The organism is Micromonospora arborensis, from assembly GCF_003205615.1.
GTDB classification, from domain to species: Bacteria; Actinomycetota; Actinomycetes; order Mycobacteriales; family Micromonosporaceae; genus Micromonospora; species Micromonospora arborensis.
On record NZ_PYBV01000009.1, the window covers coordinates 16217 to 31804 of the forward strand.

A 15588-nucleotide genomic window follows, 5' to 3' on the forward strand; every position below is an offset into this window, starting at 1 on the left:
GCTGCGATCCTTACGGCAGGTTGAGATAGGCGGATGACCATCCGCCGGGTGACCGCCGACGACCGTCTCACCACCAGTTTCCCGCTGGCCGCGTACGCCTTCGAGTCGTCGCCGCTCGGCGCCTCCCGGACCGAGGAGTTCCGCGACTACCTGCCCTACAACCAGGGCAACCGGACGCTGGTCGTCGAGGAGGCCGGCACCACGCTGGCCGCCGTGTCGGCCATTCCGATGCGGCAGAACCTGCGCGGGGTGGTGCTGCCGATGGCCGGGGTCGCCGGGGTGGCGACCCATCCGCTGGCCCGCCGGCAGGGGCACGTCCGGACGCTGCTGCACCAACTCCTCGACGAGATGCGCGACGAGGGGCATGCGCTCAGCGCGCTCTACCCGTTCCGGCCGAGCTTCTACGCCCGGTTCGGCTACGTCGGGCTGCCCAAGCCGCGCCGGGTCACCTTCGCCCCGGCCGACCTGGGATCGCTGCTCCGCGCGGACCTGCCGGGCGAGGTGGGCTGGGAACGCGTCGCCGCCGGATATCCGACGTGGCGCGCGTTCACCGAGCGCCACCTCCAGGAGCGGCACGGCTTCTCCGTCTTCCCGGAGTACCGGGCGGTCGGGATGCGTGACCGCGACGAGTACTGGCTGCTCACCGCCCGCGTCGACGGCGAGGTGACCGGTGCGGTGACGTACCGGATCGACGAGCACGGCGGCACGCTGCACGGCAACGAACTGCTGGTCACCGACCCGCTCGCGCGGGCGTTGTTGTTGCAGTTCTTCGCCCGGCACGTCGACCAGATCGCGCGGATCACCGTCCAGGTGCCACCCGACGAGTTGCCGGAGCTGTGGTTGACCGACCTGGACGTGCACGTCGAGGCACGGACGGCCGTGCCGGGGTCGTCCGCCCCGATGGCCCGGCTCTTGTCGCTGGACGCGTTGAGCGGGCTGCCCGCCGGCCCCGGCCGGGTGCGAGTGGAGTTGACCGGGGACCGGTGGCTGACCGGCACCCACCTGCTGGACGGCACGACCGGCGCGTTGGAGCTGGTCGCTGACACCGCCGGTCGCGCGCCGACCGCCACGCTCACGGCGGCCGGGCTCTCCGCCCTGACGTACGGGGTGCTGGACCCGGCCGAGCTGCCGTTGCGTGGGCTGGGCGAGGTGCCGCCGGACGCCGCCGCCGAGCTGCGCAGCATCTTCCCGCGCCGGGTGCCGTACCTCTTCGCCGACTTCTGAGACTGCCTCAGGGCCGGGTTTGCCGCCCCGGCGACCGTGGGTACCGTCCCGCGAATGCCGGAGTGGTTGCAGGCGGGTGGGTGGGGGCTGCTGGCCGGATCGGCTCTGCTGGTCGGGGCGGCCGTCGGCTGGTTCGCCCGGGTGCCGCAGCGCGTCATCGCGTCGATCATGGCTTTCGGGGCGGGGGTGCTGCTCTCCGCCGTGTCGTTCGAGATGATCGCCGAGGCGCACGCCCAGGGCGGCATGATGCCCACCGTGCTCGGCGCGGGCGGCGGTGCGGTCGTCTACACCCTGGCCAACCTGGCACTCGCCCGGCACGGCGCGCGGAACCGGAAACGTTCGGGCGCCCAACCCTCCGAGGGTGAGCAACCCGGCTCCGGGTCGGCGATCGCGGTCGGCGCGCTCCTGGACGGCGTACCGGAATCGGTGGTGATCGGCGCGAGCCTGCTCAGCGGCGGCACGGTCAGCCTGGTCACGGTGGCTGCGGTCTTCCTGAGCAACGTCCCGGAGGGCCTGTCCAGCGCGGCCGGCATGCGCCAGGCCGGCCGGTCCCGGCGGTTCGTCTTCCTGCTCTGGATCGGGATCGCGCTGATCAGCGGGGTGGCGGCGCTGCTCGGCAACTCGTTGCTGGGCGGTGCCCCGCCCGAGGTGCTGGCCGGAATCACGGCGCTGGCCGCCGGCGCGATCCTCGCGATGATCACCGACACCATGGTTCCCGAGGCGTTCGAGAACGCGCACCTGCTGGTCGGTCTCAGCACTGTCGCCGGCTTCCTGACCGCCTTCGCCCTGTCCCACGCCTGAGCGCCCCGCCCAGCCTTAACCAGGGATTAAGCCCGCACGGCGGATTCGTCGTGACGCCGTCGGGGCTCCTCGGGCCTGTGTCAAAGCCCTCGGTCGAGCCGAGGCGGAGTCCAGGCGGCGGTCCGGCAAGGCGGAAGTTCGTCCGGATACCGGTGTTGTATCCGGACGAACTTCCAACGCGGCCGGTCGTCGTCTGGGCCCGCCGCAGGCCGGCCAGGGGCTTTGACACAGGCCCTAGCATCACGGGGTGCGCATGACGTCGCTTGCTGCTCTGCTCGTCCTCGGTGTCGCCACGGCGACCCTGCCCGCCTGCGCGTCCGACGATCCGGCCCCCGCCTTCCAGCCCGGCCCGTCCGCCACGCCGGAGGCACTGCCGACGGGCAACCAGGGCGCAACGCCGGCGGGCCGCGACGGTCTCGGTGGCCCGGGGGCCAGCAAGAGCCCGAAGCCCGCCGACAAGGTGCTCGCGGCCGGCAACCCGAACGGCAAGGCCACCGTGCCAGCCGAGGCGCGGGCGGTGGACACCTCGAAGCCGACCCGGACCATCGGCACCGGCACCCCGGCGAGCTGCACCTCCGCGGCGGTCGTGAAGGCCGTCGCGGCCGGCGGTGTCATCACGTTCAACTGTGGACCGGCCCCGGTGACGATCAAGATGACCGCCACCGCGAAGGTCCGCAACGCCAACGGGCCGAAGGTCGTGCTGGACGGCGGCGGCAAAGTCACGCTGAGCGGTCAGGGACAGCGCCGCATCCTCTACATGAACACCTGCGACGAGGCCCAGGGCTGGACCACCTCGCACTGCCAGAACCAGGACCACCCACAGCTCACCGTGCAGAACCTGACCTTCGCCGACGGCAACTCCACAGGCGACGAGGCCGAGGGCGGCGGCGGTGGGGCGATCTTCGTCCGCGGCGGTCGGTTCAAGGTGGTCAACTCGCGCTTCGTCCGCAACCGCTGCGACCGCACCGGCCCCGACCTGGGCGGCGCGGCCATCCGGGTGCTGAGCCAGCACGACAACAAGCCGGTGTACGTGGTGAGCAGCACCTTCGGCGGCGCTTCCGGCCAGGGCGGCTCCTGCTCCAACGGAGGCGCGCTGAGCAGCATCGGCGTCTCCTGGGTGGTGCTGAACAGCGTGCTCAGCCACAACGAGGCGATCGGCAGCGGCGCCAACCCGGCTAAATCCGGCACACCCGGCGGCGGCAGCGGCGGTGCGATCTACTGCGACGGCAACGAGTTCACCGTACGGATCGCCGGCACGATCATCGAGAACAACAAGGCCAACGAGGGCGGCGGCGCGGTCTTCTTCGTGAGCAACAACCGCACTGGCACGATGAAGATCGAAAACTCGACCCTGCGCCGCAACCCCAGCGGCAAGTTCGAGACCCAGGGCTTCCCCGGCATCTTCTTCCTCGGCGCCCGCAACCCCACGGTCACCAACTCCAAGCTGAGCTGAAGCCACCGCCGCCCAGGGGCGCGCTGCCCCAGGCCCCGCCCCCCAGCGCGCTGCCCCCGGGCGCGGCCCCCGGCTCTGCCCCCGGCGCGGCCCCCGGCCCTGCCCCGGTGATCAAGAGGTTTGAGTCATCGGGAGGGCGTTTCCTGACCGAAACTTCTTGATCACCGAGCCGGGCGTACCTCAGTAGGGGTTGCCCTGGCCTGGGGGGCGGGCATGGAGGAGGGCTGTCGGGCGGCCTGGTCGGTCGCGTGCGCCGGACAGCGGCGGGCTTCCCGCGTGGTCGCCGCCGGCCATCCCGACGACGAGCTCCTTGAGCGCGTCGAGAGCATTGATCTTGGGCTGCCAACCCAGTTCGATCTCGGCCCGCTCGCTGGACATCAACGGGGCATTCAGACCCAGCTCCACCCAGCCCGCGTCGACCGGCTGCAGCCGCGCCCGCCAGGTCAGCGCCGCCGCAACCCGCAGCACCGGCGCGGCGACCGGCACCGTCCAACCGTGGAAGTGCCGGGCCACCAGCTCCGGGGTGAGCACCGGGTCCGCGGCGACGTTGAAAGCACCGTGCACCTCACTCAACACCGCCCGGGCGTACGCGTCGGCCACGTCGTCGGCGTGCACCGCCTGCATCCGCAACCGGCGGTTCGTGGGCACCAGCGGGATCCGGCCGAAGCGCAGCAACCGCACCGGCGCCAGCGGGCCGAGAAAATAGCGGGTGATCTCCACACCGGCGGCCCGTTGAAAGATCAACCCGGGCCGCAACCGCGCCACCCGCAGCGTCGGGTGATCCCGCTCGATCCCGTCCAGCAGCGCCTCCACCTCCGCCTTGTGCTCGCTGTACGACGAACCGGACACACCGGTCGCCGGCCACCGCTCGCTCACCGGATGGTCCTTCGGGCCGGGCGCGTAGGTGCCGACCGACGAGGCGTACACCAGCGCCGGCACACCGGCCCGGATCACCGCGTCGAACACCGCCCGACTGCCCTCGACGTTGGTCCGACGCAACACCCGCTGATCGTGGCTGGGCTGGATCTGCCAGGCCAGGTGCACCACCGCGTCCGCACCCGCGAACATCTCGACGAGCTGCCCCGTCGCGCCCGGCGCACCAATGTCGCAGGAGTGCCACTCCACCTGGTCGTACGGCTCACCGGCATCCGGACCGGGCAACCGCCGAACCACCCCGGCCAGCTCCACGCCCCGCTCCCGGCGCAGCCGCCGCAGCACCGCCGTACCGACATTGCCGCTCGCCCCCACCACCACGATCCGCATGCTCGACCCCGTACCCGCCGAGCAGCCGCTCAACCACCCACCCCGACCCGCGCCGCCCCCCGTGGCCCGAACCCGCTCGCGAGCGCGCAGACCCCGCGGCTTGATCCACTCCATATCCCCGATGTGGGGCTATCCAGCGCGCCGGACACCGCCAGCTCGCCGATATGGTGATGATCAGGTGCGCTATGGGCCGTCAGGCGCAGGCATTGACGGCCGACCGGAAGCCATGAGTCGTCGACGCACACCGTCGGGTAACCTGAGCGCGCGGGCCGCTAGCTCAATGGCAGAGCTGTGGACTTTTAATCCATAGGTTCAGGGTTCGAGTCCCTGGCGGCCCACTCTTCCGCAGGTCAGCGGCCCCAATTGGGGTCGCTGTTGCCGTAATTCGGGCCGGTACAGTGGCGAAGTACAGCAGTAGCGCCTTACCGGTCCAGCGCGCTGCCGAGCCGCTTGAGGGCGTCGCGGGTGGCCGCTGACGACACCACCGTGTAGATCTCCATGGTGATGGCGAACTGCGCGTGCCGAAGGATCTGCATCGCCACCCGGGGGTGCACGTCCAGGTCGGCCAGGAGCGAGGCGCAGGTTCGCCGGGCATCCCGGACCGTGATCCGCCGGACTCCTGCCGCGTCGCAACGCCGGTCCCAGAAGCGGTTGAAGTTGCGCGGCTCGATGGGCCGCCCGTAGCCGGTGGTGAAGATCAGATCTGATGGCTGCCAGGCCGGACCGGCGGCATCCCGGGCGGCGGTCTGCGCAGCCCGGCGGCGGTCGAGCGCCACAGTGCAGATGTCGGGCAGCGGCAGGGTGGCGTCCGAGGCGGCCGTCTTCGTCTCCCGGTGCAGCAGTTCGGCACCGACCCGCTGGAGCTGCCGGTCAATGGTCAACTCCCCCGCGTCGAGCTCGACGTCAGCCCAGGTGAGCCCCAACATCTCGCCTTTACGCAGCCCGAGCACCAGGATCAAGACGTACGCGGCGTAGAGCGGGTCGTCGTCGGCGCGGGCCGATTCCAGGAAGCGCCGTGCCTCGTCGCTTGTCCATGCCTTCCGCTTACGTTTCCGTACCGGTGGCAGCTTCACCAGAGACGCGACGTTGCGGGAGATCAGCCCTTCGGTGATCGCCTGGGACAGCAGCGTCCGGAACACGGTCCGTAGGTGCGTGACGCTAGTTGCCGAGGGCAAATACCGGCAGCAGCGGCCGAGGGCACAGCAGCGACGTTGGGCCGGCTTGCGCCGCTCGTCCTTGCCTTGGGTGCAGCACTGGCAGGTCCGTCCCACCTCGTTGATCCAGGTCTGCACGTCGCTGACCCGCAGCTTGTCGAGGCGCTTCCGGCCCAGCCCAGGCACGAGGTAGAGCCGGACCACCACCTCGTAGGTGACGTAGGTGCCGGGCGCCAGGTTCGGCTTGACGATCTCGCGCAGCCAGTAGCCGGCGTACTCCCCCACCGTCGGGGAGCGCGTCGCCACCGGGCCGGCCTTGGCCTGCCCGTGCAGCTTGATCCACTTGTCGTGAACTTCCTCGCGGGTCTTGCCGTAGACCCACTTCCGGCCCCGCTTGCCGTCCGGCTTCTCGACCCAGACGTACGCGGCGAAGCCGTTCCGGTACGGGAAGATCGACCCTTCGCCGTTGGCTCGTGCGCGTCCGGGCATCAGGCGGCCTCCTGGCGCTCAACCTGTTCGCGGATGTAGTCGTCGACCCATTCGGGGAGGATGCGGCGGTACTTGCCGTCCTTGATGGAGCGCAGCTCGCCAGTGGCGATCTTCATCTTGACCTTGGAGATGCCGAAGCCGAGCAGCACGGCGACCTCAGCCGGCGAGTACCAACGGGGGCGAAGGTCCTGGTTCATGCGGCGGCTCCGGTGAGCCAGGCTTCGTGCGCGAGTTCTTCCCGACCGATGCGTGTGCGCTCCCGTCGCTGCCGGGCGGCGGTGTTGGCGAGCAGGGCGTCTCCCTCGCAAAGCCAACCGGACCCGATGTAGGTGAGGGTGCCGACGGTGATGACATCGGCAGATTCGTCGTCCTCGGCGCGGCGGTAGGTGGCGCGGGTGTCGCGGAGCAGACGGAAGGTGACGGAGTAGCGGCGGGCTTTGGTGAGGAAGTGACCGCCGAAGCCGAGCATGTGCGCCCAGCGGCGCAGCCCGGCGTATGCGTTCGCTTTGGTGTCAAGGCCGGCTTGACGGTCGTCGGCGGTTGCGGCACTGCCGGTCACATCGGTGTGGGTGGGACGGCCGAGGTGCCAGCAGGCGTCGATGAGGCGGGCGAGATGGTCACCTTCCGAGTCGGCGTAGTCGTCAACGGTGGCGGGGGTGAGTCGGGTGGACTGGTGGCCAGTGGCTTCGGTCGCCTTGGTGGCGTACTTGGCCAGGTAGGCGGCCACCTTGTCGTCGGTCAGCTCGCCGCCGGCGCTGTTGATTCGGCGGACGTCGACCTGCTCGCCCCAGGCCACCAGCCAGCCTTGCGGCCGGTCGGGGTGTGCGGGTGTGGTGAGGGTGATCCGGGAGGCTGCGACGCGGACGGCTTCCTCCAAGTCGTCGACGGTGATGCCGGCCTGCGGCGGCACGAGCGCGCCTGGGTCGTCGGGGGCGACGCTGTCGAGGCGCAGCAGGACGTGGAAGTGCACGGCTGCCCGGCGCTGCATCTCGGCGACCTTCCCGTGCGACACCCGAACCGGCGGCGCCCGTCGCACCTTGCCGGAGTCGGTGACGACTTGGACGAAGGGGATGCCGCGTCGCCGGCAGAGCGCGGCGAGGTGCCGTTCGATGGCCTGCTTGGTGCGCCGCCACAGCTCGCCCGAAAGGTAGTTCCAGACGACCTGGTGTCCGTGGTCGTAGCAGTCCAGGCACAACGGCTGTCCGAGCCGCGGATCGTCGGCGTCGTGACGGGCGAAGCACGCTGCGGGCTGTCCGTGCTGGCAGGTGCCGGTGGTGTGGCGGGCACGGCAGGGAGCCGGGCGGCAGTCGCAGCGCTGCCGGGTAGCGCAGGTGTGACGCGGGATGTACCGGTGGTGGACAACGCCGAAGGATGGCGCGGTGAAGGTGGCGAAGACGACCGGGTGCCTGCCTACCGAGGTAGGGACGCCCTTGCCGCCATTCAAGCCGCAGCGCACGACTTGGTAGGCGTCACCGGCGTAGACCCAGGCGCAGTCTGGGCACTGTGATTCGCGGCGGTTGCCGCACGCCTTGTAGAGCGCCCCGTCGGGCAGCTCGTCGGTGTGCTGCTCGCCCAGGACCTGGCCGGTCTGCCGCTCGACAGCGGCGATCGTGCCGGTGAGGCGAACAGGGCGGGCGCAGCCGCCGGCGGTGCGGGTGTGCTCCAGCCAGCCGGAAAACTCAGGCGTGGCGGCACGGTGCAGGGCTTGGGCGTCACGGCCGCTGGCAACGCCGGGACGGAACAGGTCGAGGGGTGTGGACACGGCTCTCCTCACGGGGTGGCAGGGACGGAAGACGAAGCACCACCAGCCGTGGACGTCTGTCCGCTGGTGGTGATCGTCGTGTCTCCTGGCACCGCCGGAAGGGCGGCTCACGCCGGAGGGCGGATTCGTTCCGCCGATGGGCCGTGTCCTTTGCGCTCGTGGACCTGATGAGTGAGGGTGGCACGGGTGGGGAGCCTGGAATGCCGGCATCCGGCGGGTTGCCGCAGGCTGCCCCCACCCGTGGAGCTGGGAGCGAATTCGGGCCATCGTGGACGGCAGGGAAGGCCGTACTGGGCCGCTCAGCGAATTCGGGGAGCCGGCACAGCGGCCGGTGTGATTGAGAGCCGGCGGGACGTGTCCCGCATCAGCGGTAGCAAGGCCGCTCGGCATCTCCACATCGAGTCCAGCGATCCGGCAAGAAGGCCGCGCTGGCGTGCTCGATGAGCGCCAGAGTAGCACCGGGTGCCGACACGTCAACCCGCCATGATGTCACCGGGGCGGGCCGCCGGCTGCCGGCCGATGTGGGAGGACTTTCTGTACGTCTATCAAGGCGGCCCGCAACGGGCCGCACGCGCCGCCGCCTGGGCGCGCGTCCGTCGCTCCGCTGACGCTTCGACTCCGGCCACGCAACACGCCCGGCGGCTGGCGCGGAAGCGAGAAGCCCAAGGGGGCCGCCGCAGAACGACAGGATGCTTGGCCCGGTGAGGGGTGGGGCCGGCAGCCGGCCGGGCCGCGCGGCCACGAGCCCGCGCGACGTAGGGGAACGCACGCCCGCCGCGTCGGCGATCTGGCGGCGGTCGCGGGGTTGCGGCTACTGCGCCTCCGGCGGGGGCGCTCCGGCTCCAGGATGGCCGAGGTATCGCCGGCGGCTCACGGCTCGTGGGTGGTTGCGGTAGGCCATCCCGCCTGCCCTCGACCCGGGCAAGCCGAGCAGACCACCGCCCGACCCGCCAGCGTCCGTACGTCCGTCAAGGCCGTCTTGACGTGGCGGGCCGGGCGGCGGCCCGCTCCCCAGGAGGGCGGGTCGACGGCAGACGGGAAGGCACACGTATAAGCAGGGTCACAGCCTTCACATTAAGCGTGAGTCTGTACCTTACGCGCTCGCCATAGGAAGTAATAGGGTGACGAACGAGCCTGCTTGCGATCTTTAATGTATTCCGAGAATTGATTCAGGGGTATGGTTGCGCTTACTGCGGAACCGAGGAGTGCCGCAGCGAGCGGCAGGTTTGCGATCAAGCTGATAGCTGCTGCGGCGAAACCCACTGACACTGTGGCGAATCCACCTACCCCGAGCGCCCAGCGGTCTGCCGTCAACTTTCGCTCTAGGTCCGCTAAGGCTGGTTTTAGAATCTCTTGCCAGGCTTTTTCGCCGACCGCAGCAGGATTCGATGTCTGATCGTTGGCTAGCGTAGCCGAAATTGCCATTGTCAGCGCTTGCTGAAATACGATAAAATCGTCCGGGGCGTTCAGGCGCAATTTGATAAGCTGGGCGGTGCTCAGGCCTGAAAGTACGGGTATTTTCATTCGCAGGGCTACGTCATCAACAGTCACCTCGTCGGCTACTTTTTGCTCGAATAGGGCGGGGTGCGCTACCGACGACAAGGGAAGATCTAGCGCCTTTGCTGCACCTGCATCGATAATCATTGCCGCCAGGCTGTTTCGGATGACCAATTCAGCTACATGCCGTCTCGACGGCTTTCGCTTTTGATGAAACGGACGGCCAACGGTGTTGTTGAACGTCGGTGATTTGGCCGAGCCCCACCAGACCCCCGGTTCTAGCTCTTCGATCCGAACAGCATCCCGGCGGACCAGTTGCTGCGCCGCCGATGAGATTGCATCCGGAGTGGCGATCTCACCCAGGCCGATATTCTGGGCCAACTCCCACAGGTGGTTCTCGCAGTAGCAAGGCTTGTCGGTGAATATTATGTGATTACCCATTCCGCTGTCGCGGATGTAATTGAGCGATGCAACGTCCTGAACGACGTCAGAGGTCAACAGGTGGCTGTGGCTACTGCTCCGGAGTTGTTCGACTAGCATCAGGTATGCACTAGCTTGGGGTCCTTGCATGACTACCTGATCAAAGTAATGCAAGACTGAGCCAAGTTCATTATCTAGGCCCAGTCTGCGGCATTCAAATGCGCTGCAAGTGGCCGGTGAAGTGATCTCCAATCCAGGGCCAGCAACTACAGTTCCGGTATAAGGCACGTCCTCGAAAGTCATTTGTGCGCCCAGCCTTGCCAGGTCCTCTAGTCGATTTATGGCTGACGAGCTTGACAGTGCGCGACGGGCGGCTTCGGGGGTATTCGCTTCAAACTCGTCAATCCACGAATATAGCCAATGATTTCCAGAGTTCATGCTCTGCATTTAGGCCTCCTTGGGCTGATGTTACCTGGCGGGAGTCGTCGTATGACCATGCGACGCACTGCTCGGGCTGAGGGACCAGCGATTGGAGATCATTGGGCACAGACTCGGCACAGCCAACAGTGAGGACGCGTACGAGACATCGAGAGCTACCGAGGGTTGCAAGCCAGGTCAACACGTTGATTCGTCCACCTTGGCCGGCTTTGCCGTCAGGTTGCGGGTTAGGGGTTCAAGCCCCGCTCACGGCCTGGCGCTCGGGCTGGCGCGCTGCTCTACTGATGCAGTGCGCACTCCTCTTGTTCTCTGCGTCGCCTTGCTGGTGGCGGGTGTGTCGACGGCAGGGGCTGGACTCGTGATCGCCTTGGGACACGTCGAGCAGCCAGGGCCGTTCAACGAGGCGATGTTGGGAGCGGTGGGTGGGGCGATGATCGTCGCGGGTCTCCGCCGTTGACAGAAGCACCGCTCCTCGGACTCGGGGCACACACGGGGCATAAGACAGCGTGAAACGTCGGCAACCAGCCATCAATGACGTGAGCTCAAGACCGGACGTCACCAGCCTGCCGGCCAGCCTGCCGCAGGTCACGCGAGGGCGGGTTTAAGTTCCGCTTCAACGTCTGAGACTCGGCTGGGTGACTAATTGGGTGACGACGGGCACAAGCGACGTCGGACGTCCGTGGACTCCTAGGGACTGCTCGGACTGCTCAGCCCTGCTGCTGGTGCAGTTCACAGCTGGCCAGTGGTTCCTTCACACCGAAGCGGTCGTCGTTCCAATCCCTGTAGCGCAGGTCAGCGTCCGGCATGCTTTAGACATGGACATCAGGACAGTCGACCCGCGCGACCAGACATGGGAGATCTGGCAGCCGAAGTATCGGGTCCATTTCCATGACAAGACCGGTGCCGCCGAAGAGTACGAAGTCGAGGGGGTCGATGTTTCTCAGGTGATGGCGTGGGCAGCTGAACGCTGCGATGGTCGGACCTTTGTCGTGTATGCGTGTGTGCCTCGTGGCGGGCTTGGGCTTCTTCGTCTTGCGGGCATCGACCCCACCGAACGCCATCTGGGACCTGGATCTTCTCAGGCGATGGGACGACAGCAACGGTGACAGCAACAGGACCGGACCAGGGCATCCATTGACGGCCGGCAGCGGACGGTTGCCCAACGTCGCGGATGTCGACGCACGCCGCCGGACGGAGCGCCCAGAACTTGTAAGCGAGACGTCCTAACTCAGCGAATGCACCGGGGACTATCGGGGAAGCGGGTTGGCGACGTAGACGCCCTTGCCCTGCCGCCCGTCGATCAAGCCCTCAGCTTTGAGCACGAGCATGGAGGCGCGGATCACCGTGTTGCTGACTTCGTAGTGCTCGCAGAGGGCAGCGAAGGACGGCAGCTTGTCGCCCGGCTTCAACTGGCCGGAGCTGATCTGCTCGCGGATATCTCGGGCGACCTGTAGGTACGCAGCTTCAGACATAGGTGGTGCTCCCAGCTTGGCGGCTGGTGCAAGCAGACCACACCCCAGGCTCGACTTACAACGCTATGTGTTGCCAGTCGTTGCCTATGCGCACATTGCGTCCTACGTTGCTTGTGGGGTTACCCAGCTTGGCGGCCGGGTCGCCCCGCCGTGGGTGCCCTGTCTCCGGACACGGCTGACCGGGTGCCCACGGAACCCCCAGGCGTCGGCGGGAGGCATGGTGACCAGCCCAAACGATGCAACTGCCTCAACCGCAGGTGCCGGCCGTGCGATCGGGGATTCCGGACATTGGCAGCGAAGGTCGGAGAGCACTCGGCGGCGCGTGACCTACGACGAGTACGTCATCGCAGTGGCGCTCACCCTGGCCCGACGCCATCGGCCGATTTGGTCCTGGCGGCACTGGCGACGCGTCTGCCGCTGCGGAGCCGACCTGCCATGCAGAAGCCGCCACCTCATCCCAATCAACCGCGGTCACTGGCCGAGTCAGGACGGCCCGCAATGACGACCCACCTCCCGGTCACACCGGCTTGGACGTGCGGCGGCTGCGGTGCCGACTGGCCCTGTCAGACCCGGCGGCGAGAGCTGCGAGCGGAGTACGACCGCGCCCCGTGTCACTCGCCCTCTACCTAGCCGCCCAACTCGTAGACGCCGCCCAGGACCTGTCCCAAGTCCCCGCCGGCCACCTGCATCACCGGTTTCTCGGCTGGACCCGATGAGCATCCTGCGAACCGGCGACGAGAAGTTCCACTACAGCGACGGCTCCCACAAGTGGATCCCGCCGGGCCCGGACTACGACCAGGAGGTCTGGGACGAGCAGGTCCGCCAGCACAAGCAGGGCCACCTCAGGAACGAGCGCGCGAAGGTCCGCATCCAACGCGTCGTCTGATGCCAGCAGTACAGCAGCGAAGTACAGCAACCGTGCCAGCCGAACCAGGCCGAGAAGCGCGTCAGCAGGCCGGATGACCTCGCACCACACCCCATCCGGCCGCCCCGCCGGCAATCCATAGGTTCAGGGTTCGAGTCCCTGGCGGCCCACTCCTCCGCAGGTCAGCGGCCCTTTTCGGGCCGCTGTCGCGCCGCGCCAATAGCCGATGGTGAGGGACGACACGGAACGGGCGGCCGGGTGCTACGACGAGCACCAGTTGACACGAGCTGACACCTGTTGATGCCAGCGCACGGCGTTCGGGACGAAGAGGCCTTGAAGAGTGCCGGGTCCAGTGGGGTCTACTCAGGGCACCGGTCGCGTGCCACGCGTGCGGTCTCCCCACGCCGCCTCTTACTCCCACCGGTTCGGCTCACGCCTCGGGTGCCCCGGCCGCACCTGTTGAAGGGAGCACCTGACTCTACCCACGCCTGGTGACCCGAGCCAGAGGAGCGAAGGCGTGCACAAGCCGTGCCCGATGCAGCGGTCAACATCGGTCAGAGGAGGTGCACCGAAGTTCCCCGGATTAACGCGCCGTAGCGGTGGTCCTGGTCATTCAGCCACTCACGGTGCAGATCAAGACGATTCCCAAGCTGATGTTGGGCACGGCCTTCAGTGTCTCCTCGGCGATCAATCTCGTGGTCACTGTCATCATGTGCCGGTGAGACACGCTTGTGGTAGCACAGTGGCCGGCCCCCTGAGTAGGACGACACTGGTTGCCGTTTCGGTGTTGATGGTCGCGACCAGCTGTTCCATTGGCGGGTATTTCTCCGAAATGGGACCCGACGCTTGTGCGGTCTTTGGTCGGGTTCGAGTGGAGCTAGAGGAGGGCCCCCTGACTGCGGCCCAGGCCGAACCCGAGCTAGGGCGCGCGCTGAAGCTTGCCGGGGAGGCCGCCGCTGGTGGAGAGGCGCCATGGCATGACCTCGCCGTGGCACTGCAACAAATGGCGGAGGCGCAGGACCTGGCCGCGTTTCAGGCGGCCGAGGATCGAGCATGGGAGATTTGCGCACCTGTGGTCGGTACCTGATCAGAAAGGTCGGGCACTGGACGGGTGACTAGTTGAGTGACCATCGGGGAGGACGCCAGCGCACCAGCCTGGACGTCCGTGGACCGTTCCTTCTACACCAATGAACCCGCAGGCGGCCGCCCCGCGTTGATTGCCTGGGGGTCAAGGAGTCGGCGGCTCTTGCGATGCGTCGGACGCAGTCGTGCGAAAGGCCGCCGCCGGCTGGCGAGGCCGCCATCCCTCGCGCAGCGCCTTGCCGATGACTGCCGCGACCATCGATGGAAAGAACAGGGACCGGCGGACCGCCGATCCAGTTGCTCGGGTGGTCCTGGGGCATGCTGACCAGCAGTACGCTGCCCTTGCAGTCGGCTTGCTCGACGGCGAGGGCGAGTGGTCGCTCACCGAGCGCCTGGACGTAGGTTGGTCTTCCGCGCGCCCGCCACCTGTAGACCACGCCGTCGACCGTGATGAGCCGAGAGCCCTTCTTGGTCAACGCCACGTCGACCCCTCGCCGATGCCAGTGCCGGCAGCTAATCACGCCGTACCGGTGGGTGGGGCACACAGGGGGCACAAGACACTGTCAAACGTCGTCAACCAGCCACCAACGATGGCAGCCCAAGACGCCGTGTGAGCAGGTGCCGACCAGCGTTCCCGCTGATGGTGGGACGGCTGCTCTAAGTCCCGCTTCAACTCGACGAGGTGGCGCTCAAAGAGCCTAAATCGCAGCAGTCAGCTGAGGCCGTCGGATGAACTGTCGGTCGCGGGCGGTGACCGAAGCCGTTGGGCTGGCTGCTCGGAGGACGACATCGAGAACCAGATCTGGATCCGCTAAGTAGGCGCCGCTGGCCCATGCGGCATTTGCCTCGATCACGGCCCAGTAGCCGTCGAGCAGTCCTACGTCCACGACGATGGCGGAGGGCAGCGTGTGCCCGTATCCGGCGATGAGATCGGTGCCGAAGGCTAGCGCGTCGGTCGACGGAGGGCCGAGGTGCAACCGGCCGTGCGCGGCGTACTGGCTGCCTGTGTAGACAACACCGTCGAGCAGGTGTAGCCGGTACTCGGCGGTGAAGTCGACGATGTCGCTGACGAGCACTGGAGTCCGCCGGTCGACAGCATCCGGGCCGGGCAGGCGGGAGCCATCGGTGTAGATCATCGCCGGGATGTTCTTGTCGTTGGGCGACTTGATGAACGCCGGTCGACGGAGTTCGTAGGCCTCGCCGATGGCGACCAAGGTGATCTCGCGGCGGGTAAGTTCACGAGGAAGGCCAGTCAGCCAGCCAGGTCCAGCCTCCAGGGGCGCGATCCCGAGCAGCGGTGCGACGACGTCGGCGAAGCTCGGTCCCGCATGAAGGTGATCAGCACGCATCCCGGCGGGTACTTCGAAAGTGCGGAGCTGGACGGTGCGTAGTCCGCGTCGGTGAGCGGCGTCGCGCAAGCTCTGAGCCGAGGCTGTCAGGCGCGGCGGCAGGACAAGTGTCACGGCCGATGATCCTGCCCCAATATACCGTGACCGTTACAGCGGTTATCAGGCGTTCCGGTGCGGCCGGCGCGAGCGCGCGGTGGCTGTCGACAGCAACGGGCCGAGGCGAGGACAGCGGCCAGCGGCTCAGCACCGACAGCCGCCCGAGGTCGCGGATGCGGATGGACCTCGCCGGACGAAGCGCCCAAACTTCTAAGCGAGGCG

At 67.8% G+C, this 15588-nt stretch carries 13 protein-coding genes, 1 tRNA gene and 1 pseudogene; 8 read left to right on the forward strand and 7 right to left on the reverse strand.

What is annotated here, in order from left to right; all coding sequences use genetic code 11:
* Window positions 1-33 precede the first annotated feature (33 nt).
* The 3 genes from C7C45_RS06420 to C7C45_RS06430 all read left to right on the forward strand — a co-directional run bounded on the left by C7C45_RS06420 (window position 34) and on the right by C7C45_RS06430 (window position 3478).
* A complete protein-coding gene (locus C7C45_RS06420) occupies window positions 34-1224 on the forward strand; it encodes a GNAT family N-acetyltransferase (protein WP_110562735.1) in 1191 nt (396 codons plus the stop codon).
* Between the two features lie 54 nt (window positions 1225-1278).
* Window positions 1279-2025: a ZIP family metal transporter gene (locus C7C45_RS06425; RefSeq protein ID WP_110562736.1), complete on the forward strand. Its 747-nt coding sequence runs from the start codon at window positions 1279-1281 to the stop codon at window positions 2023-2025.
* 253 nt (window positions 2026-2278) lie between these two features.
* Window positions 2279-3478 carry a hypothetical protein gene (locus tag C7C45_RS06430; RefSeq protein ID WP_110562737.1) on the forward strand — a complete coding sequence of 400 codons (1200 nt, stop codon included), beginning with the start codon at window positions 2279-2281 and terminating at the stop codon, window positions 3476-3478.
* Window positions 3479-3658: 180 nt separating this feature from the next.
* On the opposite strand, the gene C7C45_RS06435 is transcribed toward C7C45_RS06430, so the two are convergent.
* A complete protein-coding gene (locus C7C45_RS06435; protein ID WP_110562738.1) occupies window positions 3659-4741 on the reverse strand; it encodes an NAD-dependent epimerase/dehydratase family protein in 1083 nt (360 codons plus the stop codon).
* Window positions 4742-5007: 266 nt separating this feature from the next.
* On the opposite strand from C7C45_RS06435, the gene C7C45_RS06440 reads away from it, so the two are divergent.
* Window positions 5008-5079: transfer RNA gene (locus C7C45_RS06440), tRNA-Lys, on the forward strand.
* A gap of 84 nt (window positions 5080-5163) precedes the next feature.
* Here C7C45_RS06440 and C7C45_RS06445 read toward each other — a convergent pair.
* From C7C45_RS06445 to C7C45_RS33545, 4 genes are all read right to left on the reverse strand, one after another.
* Complete coding sequence (locus C7C45_RS06445) at window positions 5164-6384, reverse strand: tyrosine-type recombinase/integrase (protein ID WP_110562739.1); 1221 nt, start codon at window positions 6382-6384, stop codon at window positions 5164-5166.
* Window positions 6384-6581 carry an excisionase family DNA-binding protein gene (locus tag C7C45_RS06450; RefSeq protein ID WP_110562740.1) on the reverse strand — a complete coding sequence of 66 codons (198 nt, stop codon included), beginning with the start codon at window positions 6579-6581 and terminating at the stop codon, window positions 6384-6386. Before C7C45_RS06450 ends, C7C45_RS06445 begins: the two co-directional genes overlap by 1 nt.
* Window positions 6578-8146 carry a replication initiator gene (locus C7C45_RS06455; protein WP_110562741.1) on the reverse strand — a complete coding sequence of 523 codons (1569 nt, stop codon included), beginning with the start codon at window positions 8144-8146 and terminating at the stop codon, window positions 6578-6580. The genes C7C45_RS06450 and C7C45_RS06455 overlap by 4 nt, the downstream gene beginning before the upstream one ends.
* Window positions 8147-9220: 1074 nt before the next feature.
* Complete coding sequence (locus tag C7C45_RS33545) at window positions 9221-10510, reverse strand: hypothetical protein (protein ID WP_146247279.1); 1290 nt, start codon at window positions 10508-10510, stop codon at window positions 9221-9223.
* An 806-nt stretch (window positions 10511-11316) separates the two neighbouring features.
* Here C7C45_RS33545 and C7C45_RS33550 point away from each other — a divergent pair.
* Window positions 11317-11607 carry a hypothetical protein gene (locus C7C45_RS33550; protein ID WP_146247280.1) on the forward strand — a complete coding sequence of 97 codons (291 nt, stop codon included), beginning with the start codon at window positions 11317-11319 and terminating at the stop codon, window positions 11605-11607.
* A gap of 141 nt (window positions 11608-11748) precedes the next feature.
* On the opposite strand, the gene C7C45_RS06460 is transcribed toward C7C45_RS33550, so the two are convergent.
* A complete protein-coding gene (locus C7C45_RS06460; RefSeq protein WP_110562742.1) occupies window positions 11749-11973 on the reverse strand; it encodes a winged helix-turn-helix domain-containing protein in 225 nt (74 codons plus the stop codon).
* A 498-nt stretch (window positions 11974-12471) separates the two neighbouring features.
* Here C7C45_RS06460 and C7C45_RS34820 point away from each other — a divergent pair.
* From C7C45_RS34820 to C7C45_RS35495, 3 genes and pseudogenes are all read left to right on the forward strand, one after another.
* A pseudogene (locus tag C7C45_RS34820) lies at window positions 12472-12686 on the forward strand (flavin reductase); the annotation flags it as partial.
* The gene (locus C7C45_RS33940; protein ID WP_167454668.1) at window positions 12686-12859 is read left to right on the forward strand and encodes a hypothetical protein; all 174 of its coding nucleotides are present in this window, start codon (window positions 12686-12688) and stop codon (window positions 12857-12859) included. The pseudogene C7C45_RS34820 and the gene C7C45_RS33940, both read left to right, overlap by 1 nt.
* A gap of 578 nt (window positions 12860-13437) precedes the next feature.
* On the forward strand, window positions 13438-13560 hold the full coding sequence (locus tag C7C45_RS35495) for a hypothetical protein (RefSeq protein ID WP_280101370.1): 123 nt from the start codon (window positions 13438-13440) through the stop codon (window positions 13558-13560).
* A gap of 1059 nt (window positions 13561-14619) precedes the next feature.
* Here C7C45_RS35495 and C7C45_RS06485 read toward each other — a convergent pair.
* A complete protein-coding gene (locus C7C45_RS06485) occupies window positions 14620-15384 on the reverse strand; it encodes an ATP-grasp domain-containing protein (protein ID WP_110562744.1) in 765 nt (254 codons plus the stop codon).
* Between the last annotated feature and the right edge of the window lie 204 nt (window positions 15385-15588).

Bases quoted from the DNA above. Each gene is read 5' to 3' on its own strand.
- C7C45_RS06420 (WP_110562735.1), top strand. From the start codon at position 34: ATGACCATCCGCCGGGTGACCGCCGACGACCGTCTCACCACCAGTTTC.
- C7C45_RS06425 (WP_110562736.1), top strand. From the start codon at position 1,279: ATGCCGGAGTGGTTGCAGGCGGGTGGGTGGGGGCTGCTGGCCGGATCG.
- C7C45_RS06430 (WP_110562737.1), top strand. From the start codon at position 2,279: ATGACGTCGCTTGCTGCTCTGCTCGTCCTCGGTGTCGCCACGGCGACC.
- C7C45_RS06435 (WP_110562738.1), bottom strand. From the start codon at position 4,741: ATGCGGATCGTGGTGGTGGGGGCGAGCGGCAATGTCGGTACGGCGGTG.
- C7C45_RS06445 (WP_110562739.1), bottom strand. From the start codon at position 6,384: ATGCCCGGACGCGCACGAGCCAACGGCGAAGGGTCGATCTTCCCGTAC.
- C7C45_RS06450 (WP_110562740.1), bottom strand. From the start codon at position 6,581: ATGAACCAGGACCTTCGCCCCCGTTGGTACTCGCCGGCTGAGGTCGCC.
- C7C45_RS33545 (WP_146247279.1), bottom strand. From the start codon at position 10,510: ATGCAGAGCATGAACTCTGGAAATCATTGGCTATATTCGTGGATTGAC.
- C7C45_RS33550 (WP_146247280.1), top strand. From the start codon at position 11,317: ATGGACATCAGGACAGTCGACCCGCGCGACCAGACATGGGAGATCTGG.
- C7C45_RS06460 (WP_110562742.1), bottom strand. From the start codon at position 11,973: ATGTCTGAAGCTGCGTACCTACAGGTCGCCCGAGATATCCGCGAGCAG.
- C7C45_RS33940 (WP_167454668.1), top strand. From the start codon at position 12,686: ATGAGCATCCTGCGAACCGGCGACGAGAAGTTCCACTACAGCGACGGC.